Origin of the sequence: Streptomyces zaehneri (assembly GCF_032248645.1) — a bacterium.
Classification (GTDB): Bacteria; Actinomycetota; Actinomycetes; order Streptomycetales; family Streptomycetaceae; genus Streptomyces; species Streptomyces coriariae.
In genome coordinates this window covers 32,363-40,648 of sequence record NZ_JASTTJ010000041.1, presented here as the reverse complement: position 1 = coordinate 40,648, position 8,286 = coordinate 32,363, and the positions used below count along the sequence as shown (strand labels likewise).

Here is an 8,286-nt window from a genome sequence, read left to right as displayed (position 1 = left end):
GGGGGGGCGGGGCGGCCGGGTGGGCCGAGGGGGAGTGCGGCGAAGGGACGGCGGCCGCGGGTGCGCCGGAGGCGCGATGGGCGGGGCGGGCGCCGAGGACACACCAGGAGGCGCGGACGATGCCGTGGGGCCGGCGGCAGCCGTCCCCGGCACCGCTGACCCCGACACCGTCGCAGACCCGTCGACGGTCGTGCCCGGTGCAGCCGCCGTCCCCGGTACCGGTACTGGTACCGGGGTCAGGGGTGCCGGCTCCCGTACCGGCGGGCCCGGCATCGGAGCCGTCGCGGTTTTGGTGGTGGGGGTCGGGTGGAAGCCCGAGGCGTGGCGGGGGCGGGGCAGGGTCGCCCGGCGGGCCCGGCCCCAGCGGACCCCCAGCACCACCGCGACGGTGTTCAGGACGGCCAGTCCGCCGACGACGGTCAGCAGCCACACCGGGAACCCGGCCAGCGCGATCAGCCGGTCCTCGTAGATCACCTGCCGGTACGCGGCGTCGGTCGCCGCCCGGCGCAGCTCGTGGTCCCCGGAGATCTCCGAAGGCCGCGGGAACTCCTGGGCGACGGCCGTCAGGAACGGTGTGCCCTTCGCCAGCTCGGCCAGCGGCCCCGTCGCCTTGTCGAGCGGCCCGGCGAACGTCACCCGGGGCCGTTCGCCGCCGATCCGCGAGGCCGGTTCCATGCGGTGCGCGGCGAGGACGTACAGGCCGAGCGACTGCGGGGTGGCCGCCAGCCGGGACAGCCGCATCGGGTAGACGAGGGTGTCGGCGGCGAAGGTGAGGCGCAGCGGCTCGAGCTCGCCGCGCAGCGCGGTCCCGCTGCTCTCGGGGGTCAGCCGGACCGCCACGTACTCCCAGCGCCGGTCGACGTACGGCTTCAGCGCGGTCTCGAGGCGGCCCGGAAGGGTGAAGTCGTTGGCGCGCAGCCAGTCTTCGAGGTCCCCCGGATCGGTGGCGGTCAGCCGGGCCACGTCGAACGGGCCGAGCCGCTCGCGTCCGATCACGCCGACGCCGGGCCCCGCCCCGGGCGGCGGCGGGCCCTTCGTGTCGCCGCCCGTGGTCAGCGGCCAGTCGCCGTCCTGCGGCCAGAAGTGATGGCGGGTCCGGTGCACGGGGGCGGTGGCCGCCGCCAGCTGGTCGAACAGCTCCGGTGCGCCCAGTCCGACCGTCGCCCGGTGCGGCACCGGCATGATCCAGGCGGCTCGCTCGGCGTCCCCGTCGACCGTCAGCCGCATCACGATCTGTTCCTGCGCGCCGTCCCAGCGCACGACGGAGACCTCCCGGCCGACCACGACCTGCCGCTGGTCGCCCGGGAGCAGCGCACCGCAGGCGCAGGCGTAGGCCGGCGCGACCAGCGAACCGAGCTGGATCGCCAGCAGAGCCAGCAGCACGGCCGTGATCCGCTCGCGTAACCGTTTCCGCCACGCCTGCCGTCCCCGCGGGAAACCGCCCATGCCTCGTATCCCCTCCAGCACTCTCCGTACCCGCCAGCGCGCATCGCGGTGGCAACGACGGTACGGCTGAAGCCCCTGTTCCGTTCGCGGCCTCATCCAATTCCCGCCCCCCGAAAGCCCCCTGACGGTCCCGGATCCCGACCCTTGTCCTGACCCGCGTCCCCTGCCGTGTCGCGTCTCGCATCCCGGCCCGTGGAAACGGCGGGGCCCCGGGACCACTATCGTCTTCCGGACAAAAGGAGAGCGGACGTCAGGTGAAGCGGGGATGGCTCGCGTCTCCGTCAGGGGGCGATGCGAGCCTCATAGGGTGCGATAGGAAACTTCGTGCACGGGACGCGTGGGACGGACGGGGCGGGAGGCCGACGAGGCGTGGCGAATGCGGAGCGGAGCGGGCGGCCGGCGGAGGCCTTCGGGCCGACGGCGGCCGACACGGCGAGGGCACGTCTGCGCGCGGCCCGCCTCGGCCTCTGGCTGCTGGCGGCGGTCCTCGCCGTACGCCAGGTGGCCGTCGTCCTGCGCACCCCGCGCGGAGAACGGCTGACTGACCTGGAGACCTGGGTCGGACCCGGCGGCGTGCTGCACGTCAACGGCTCGCTCTACGACTCCACACGCTTCACGGGAACCCCGTTCGGCGGGCTCGTCCTCAAGCCCCTCACCCGGGCGGCCGAACAGGCCCTGGGCTGGGGCTGGACCTTCGGCACCCTGCTGCTGGTCGCCGCCCTCGGCCTGGTCGTGGCCCGTGCGCTGCCCCAGCCGGTCAGCAGACGCACGGCCCTGCTGGCCGCGCCCGTCACGATCAGCCTGCTGATGCTGTCGCTGCCGGTGCGCAACACCCTCTGGCTCGGCCAGACCAGCATCATTCCGGTGCTGCTGGTTCTCCTCGGCTGCTTCGTCGTACGGGACCGGCGGGCGGCCGGCGTCCTGATCGGTCTGGCGGCGGCCCTTCAGCCCACGGTCCTGCTCTTCGCCGCACTGCTGTGGTTCACCGGCCGTCGCCGCGCCGCGGCCGCCGCGGGCGCCTCGTTCGCCGCGGTCACCGCGCTCGCCTGGGCGGCGATGCCGCACGACTCGTACACCTACTGGGTGCACCACATGGCGGGTGTCGGACTCGGCGGCGAGGCGGACGCGCTCGCCAACCAGTCCCTGCACGGCGCCCTGCTCCGACTCGGCCTCTCCGGCCCGCCGGAGATCGGCTTGTTCCTGTCGCTCGGGGCGGCCGTCGCCGCGCTGGGCGTCCGCCGGGCGGTCCGCTACGCCCGTGACGGCCAGCTGCTGCTGGCGGTGGCCCTCACCGGCTGTGCGGCGATCGTCGTCTCGCCCACGACCTGGCAGCACCAGCTGCTGTGGGTGCTGCCGGCGGTGGTCGGCCGGGTCGGCAAGCGCGCCTCCGACCGCTATGTGTGGCCGGTGGCGGTGATCCTGGTGATGACCCTCCCGGCGAAGATGATGCTGCCGAACATGGCGGCCCTGTACCCCCTGCGCGACAACGCGGTGCTGCTGGCGGCCGTCGCGGCGGCCACGGTCCTCCCGTTCCTGCCGCGTACGTCCCCGTACTACCGCGCGCCCGTCCCCACGGAGTACGCGCGGCCGGTCCCCACGCGCTGGAAGCACGTACCGCTGCTGCCCTTCCTGAAGCGGGTCCTGACCCGCCCGAACCTCCTCCTCGAGCTGCTGCTGATCCGCGTGACGTACGCGGCGTACCAGCAGGTCCGGCTGGGCGCGACCGGCGGCACCAACACCGGCGGACGGGCCCGCGCGGAGGCCCACGGCCGCCAGATCCTCGACATCGAGCGCTTCCTGCACATCGACGTCGAGCACTGGGCCAACCACGCGGTGGTGAAGGTCGGATGGCTGCGGGACTTCTTCGACTTCTATTACGAGTCCTTCCACTTCGTGGTGCCCCTGTCCGTCCTCGCGCTCCTGTACTGGCGCCGCCCGGTCGACTACCGCTGGGCCCGCGCCTCCCTGGGCTTCGCGACCCTGCTCGCCCTGGTCGGCTTCTGGCTCTACCCGCTCGCCCCGCCCCGCCTGATGCCGAACCTGGGCGTCATCGACACGGTCCACGGCGTCCAGGACTTCTCCAAGCCGGACTACGGGACGCTGACGGCGTTGACGAACCAGTACGCGGCGATGCCCTCCCTGCACTTCGGCTGGTCCCTGTGGTGCGGGCTGGTCATCGCGATCGTCGCCCCGAAGTGGTGGATGAAGGCGCTGGGCCTGCTGCACCCGTTCTTCACGGTGTCGGCGATCGTGGCGACCGGCAACCACTGGGTGCTGGACGCGGTCGGCGGCGCGCTGGTGGTGGGCGGCGGCTTCGGCCTGTCGTACCTGTTCATGGGGCCGCGGGCGCGGTCCGTCACGGCGACGGCGAGGGCCGTCGAGCCCGCGGTGCCCGAGGTGTCCGAGCGGGACCCGGCATCGAGATGATCCCGCTTCGGGGTCAGGTCCGACCGGAGCAGTGGGACAATCAGCGGGTGGACATGGGGGGATCATGACGGATCGCGACTGGGACGACGACAGCGGTTACCGCGACGCGGTCCAGAAGGCCGAACGCGCGGAACGGGCCGGGTGGACGGCGATCGCCGGCGCGACAGGCGTGATCGGCCTCGTGCTGATCGTCCTGGCCGTCGGCTGCGTGCTCGCGGTCATCGCGGGCCTCTACGTCGTGATGGCCGTCAATCGCTGAATGCCGTTCCCTTTCCCTTTCCCTTTCCTTTTTCTTTCATCCTTCTTTCTTCTCGCGCCCTGCGCGGACATTGATCCGTCGACAGCGCGTTTCCCAAGGCGCAGTTGACCTGCTTTGGTGCGTCAAGTGGTCATTGCGTACAGCGATAGTTCCTTGACCCTGGGTGAGAGAGGGGTTTGAATTCGCTTACTTTTTCGAGAACTTCTGACTCTGGGGGGCGGAGTTCAGTGCTTTCGGCACGGGGCGGTTCAGGCGTGTTCGGACGTCGTAGACACGGCAGACGCAGGGGGACGGGAGCGACGACGGCCGCGTTGGCCGTGTTGCTCGGGATGCTGGCGCTACCCGCGCAGGAGGCTGTGGCGGCTTCACCGGAGGCGGACTCCGCGCCTTCGACCGAGGGCCGGCAGGCGCTGGCCGAGGCGGAGGAGTCCGGTCAGCGGGTGGAGGTGACGGGGGAGCGTACGGACCGGACCACGGTCTACGCCAATCCCGACGGGTTCACCTTCACGCTGGAGCAGTCGGCGGTTCCGATACGCGTGGCCAAGGCGGGCGGTGGCTGGCAGGCACCGGACGCGACGCTGGAAAAACGCTCCGATGGTTCGGTGGGGCCGAAAGCCGCCGCCGTGTCGATCGCGTTCTCGGCGGGGGGTGACAGAGCGCCGCTGGCGCGGATCGAGGACCAGGGCAATTCGCTGGAACTGGAGTGGCCGGGCAAGCTTCCGGCCCCGCGGCTGGACGGCCCGAGCGCCGTATACGCGGAGGTACTGCCGGGTGTCGACCTGCGAGTGACGGCGACGCCGGAGAGTTTCCAGCCGGTGTTCGTGGTGAAGACGCCCGAGGCGGCGGCGAACGAGGAGTTGAAGAAACTCACCTTCGGGCTGAAGGCTCAGGGGCTGGACGTTCGCGAGGGTGCGGCGGGTAATCTCGCGGCCGTCGACGGCAGCGGTCGCACGGTGTTCAAGGCACCGCCGGCGCGGATGTGGGACTCGGCCGGCGAGACCGCCGTGACGCCGCAGACGCCCACAGCTGCCGAGACGCCGAAGGCGCGGGAGACGCCGAAGGCTGACGGGACGCCGGAGACCGCTGTGACGCCGGAGGCCCCGGAGACGCCGGAGACGCCGGAGACGTCAGAGACGCCGGAGACGTCAGAGACCGCCGGGGCTCAGCCCCAGTTGGTGCGGGCGCAGGCGCTCGGCGAGGAGCCGGTGCGGGGCGAGGAGCCGGTGGAGTCGTCCGACCCTGCTGAGGTGGCGCCGTCGGGTTCGGGTCTGGAGCCCGGCCAGGGTGACAAGGTCGCGAGGATGGACGTCGCTGTCACCAAGGACTCGTTGTCGGTCGTGCCGGACGCGGAGATGCTCACCAAGTCCGACGCCTCGGCCTTCCCGCTCTTCATCGACCCGACGGTGACCTGGGGCGAGTCGGAGCGCACTCTGTTGCGCAGTGACGGTTACGAGTCGTACGGCTGGAGCAACGGCGACGACGACCAGGGCAAGGGTGCCGGCAAGTGCGGTACCTGGAACGGGTATTACTGCGGGCCGGGGTATGTGCAGAAGCTGTACTTCGAGTTCTCGCCGGCGAGTCTGAAGGGCAAGAAGGTCCTGGACGCGACGTTCCGGGTGACGGAGCCGTGGGCGTTCCAGTGTGATCCGCGCTGGGTGGACCTGGTCCGTACGAACAACATCTCGTCCGCGACGACGTGGTCCTCGCGGCCGGCGGAGCTGGACCTGATGGTGGACCGGAACGTCTCGGCCGGTCGTGGCTCGTTGTGCGACCCGGACGCGCCGGACGCGCCGATCGAGTTCAACGACAACCCGGACGAGACGAACGAGAACCTCACCTCGACGGTGTCGAACTTCGCGGCGGGCAAGTTCTCCCGGCTGACGCTGGAGATCAAGGCGCACGACGAGTCGGACACCGCCGCGTGGAAGCGGTTCAAGAACGACGCGGTGCTCGCCGTGAACTTCGTCGGCCTGCCCGACAAGCCGAGCGCCGTCGGCATCGTCACCGGCTCCGGCACGGTCTGCGAGACCGCCGAGAACGACCCGGCGGTCGTCTCCGACCCCACCCCGACGCTGGCCGCGACCGCGCAGACCAAGTCCGGCGGTGAGAAGGACGCCCAGCTGCGGATCGCCTACGACCTCGACAGCAAGAGCGGCAGCACCTGGGTGGACACCACGCCGGGCAACGGCGACGCACGTCCCTCGACGGGATACGTCGGTGACAACACCAAGGTGACGCTGACCTGGTCCACCCTCACGGACGGCACGCTCTACCGGTACCGGAGCTGGGTACGGTCGTACTACAACGGCGGCGCCAGCAATCTGCCCGGCCCGTCGAACGCCACCACCACCGGCTGGTGCTACTTCAAGGTGGACTCCAGCGCGCCCAAGGCCCCCGGCATCACCGTCGGCAGCCCCTACACGGCGTGCACGACCAACGACTGCACCGCTCACGGAGGGCCCGCGGTGAAGGGCACGTTCAAGTTCGGGCCCGCCACCGGCGACACCAACGTCGCCTACCAGTACAAGCTCTCCTCGACGGCCGCGTGGTCGCCGGACCAGACCGGAGCTTCGGTGTCGGTCGGCATCACGCCCACGAAGGCCGGCACGTACCGCCTGTACGTGCGGGCCAAGGACAACGTGGCCCGCTACGGTGCGCAGTCCGTGGTCGACTTCGTGGTCGCCGACGGTGAGAAGCCGGTCGGCCAGTGGCAGTTCGGCGAGGCCGACGGAACGGCCGTGGACTCGGCGACGTGGGACGGCGCGGACAACGCGACCCCGAGCGGCGGTGCGGTCCGCGACGACCGCGGTCGTCGCGGTCTGATCACGCGTGACGCAGCCGGTGTTCCGCTGGCCACGCCGGTGACGGACAAGGGGCTGGCCCTCGACGGCAGCACCGGCTACGCGGCCACGGCCGGCACGGTGCTGGACACGGCGGGGTCGTACACGGTCGCCGCCTGGGTACGGGTCGACCCCGCCTCCACGAAGACCGTCACGGTCCTCAGCCAGTCCGCGGCGACGACGAGCCCGTTCACCAAGAAGTACAGCCCGTTCATCATCTCCTACGGCGGCAAGTGGAGCATGCGCGTGCTGGGTACGGACGGCGCCTTCCACGAGGCGGCGGCACCGAACGCGTCACCCAAGGGGGTGTGGACGTATGTGGCCGGTGTTCATGACGCCGTTGCCAAGAAGGTCCACCTCTATGTGAACGGCAGGCTTCAGGCCTCGGTCGACGCGGGGACCGCCTGGCACGCGGACGGCGCGTTCCAGATCGGCCGCCTGCTGTACGCGGACACCTACGTGGACTACTTCAAGGGCAGCGTCGACGAGCCCACGGCGTGGCAGCGGGCCCTGTCCGCGGAGGAGATCGCGGACGACGCGCGGGCGCTGACGTCGCAGGCGTACGCCGGGGTGGAGCTGGTCGCCGACTGGTCCGCCGACCGGGGCGTCGACAGCACCGTCGCCGACACCACCTCGGGCTACGGCCGGTCGCTGACCCTCGGCGGCGGTGCCTCGCTGAACGGCGAGTCGATCGTGCTGGACGGAGTGGACGACGCGGCCACGACGGCGGGTCCGGTGGTGGACGACACGGGGTCGTTCACGGTCACGGCCCTGGCGTCCCTGGATGCCACCGCGCTCGCCGCCAAGAGCGTCGGTTACACCGGCCAGGTGGTGGGACAGCGGACGGCCGACGGTTCGGCCTGGGGCTTCTGGTACGAGCTGACGGACAAGCAGACCGTGCTGGACGAGGAGACCCTGGAGGAGAAGACCGTCCCGGTGGGCTTCTGGCGCTTCGGCCGGCTCAACGCCAACGGCACGTTCAGCGCGGTGGCGTCCGACGAGGCCGCGATGGTGGACGGCACGGTGAGGATGACCGGTGTCTTCAACGCCCAGGACGGCACGATCGGCCTCTACCTGGGAGCCGTCCAGAACGGCGACGACGAGGCGTTCACGGCCAAGATCGGTTCCGGCGACTTCGCGGTCGGCAAGGACTTCGCCGGCAACGCATGGGGGCACTACCTGCCCGGACGCGTCGCGGACGTTCGCCTGTGGGCGGGCGCGATGGCCGGATCCGAGCAGATCGAAGAGACCGTAGGCGACTGACGAGGAGGGGCAGGGGCGGCTCGCTCGGCGGGCTGCCCCTGCCCCGACTTT

The 8,286-nt window shown here is 71.3% G+C and carries 4 protein-coding genes; 3 read left to right on the top strand and 1 reads right to left on the bottom strand.

The annotated features are described in order from the left end of the window. The coding region (locus QQM72_RS39005; RefSeq protein WP_314225558.1) for a DUF2330 domain-containing protein at positions 1-1,446 on the bottom strand (1,446 nt) is incomplete at its 3' end. Positions 1,447-1,815: 369 nt separating this feature from the next. Between QQM72_RS39005 and QQM72_RS39000 the strand changes: the two genes are divergently transcribed. The 3 genes from QQM72_RS39000 to QQM72_RS38990 all read left to right on the top strand — a co-directional run bounded on the left by QQM72_RS39000 (position 1,816) and on the right by QQM72_RS38990 (position 8,235). Beyond that, entirely contained in the window at positions 1,816-3,873 is a 2,058-nt protein-coding gene (locus QQM72_RS39000; RefSeq protein ID WP_314225557.1) for a bifunctional glycosyltransferase 87/phosphatase PAP2 family protein, read from the top strand. A 64-nt stretch (positions 3,874-3,937) separates the two neighbouring features. Then, positions 3,938-4,132, top strand: coding sequence for a hypothetical protein (locus QQM72_RS38995; RefSeq protein WP_020126872.1), 195 nt, complete (start codon positions 3,938-3,940; stop codon positions 4,130-4,132). Positions 4,133-4,461: 329 nt separating this feature from the next. Next, complete coding sequence (locus tag QQM72_RS38990) at positions 4,462-8,235, top strand: LamG domain-containing protein (RefSeq protein ID WP_314225561.1); 3,774 nt, start codon at positions 4,462-4,464, stop codon at positions 8,233-8,235. The last annotated feature ends 51 nt before the right edge of the window (positions 8,236-8,286 follow it).

What these genes read in the sequence shown, in the direction of transcription:
- QQM72_RS38995 (WP_020126872.1), top strand. Translation starts at nt 3,938, where the DNA reads ATGACGGATCGCGACTGGGACGACGACAGCGGTTACCGCGACGCGGTC.
- QQM72_RS38990 (WP_314225561.1), top strand. Translation starts at nt 4,462, where the DNA reads ATGCTGGCGCTACCCGCGCAGGAGGCTGTGGCGGCTTCACCGGAGGCG.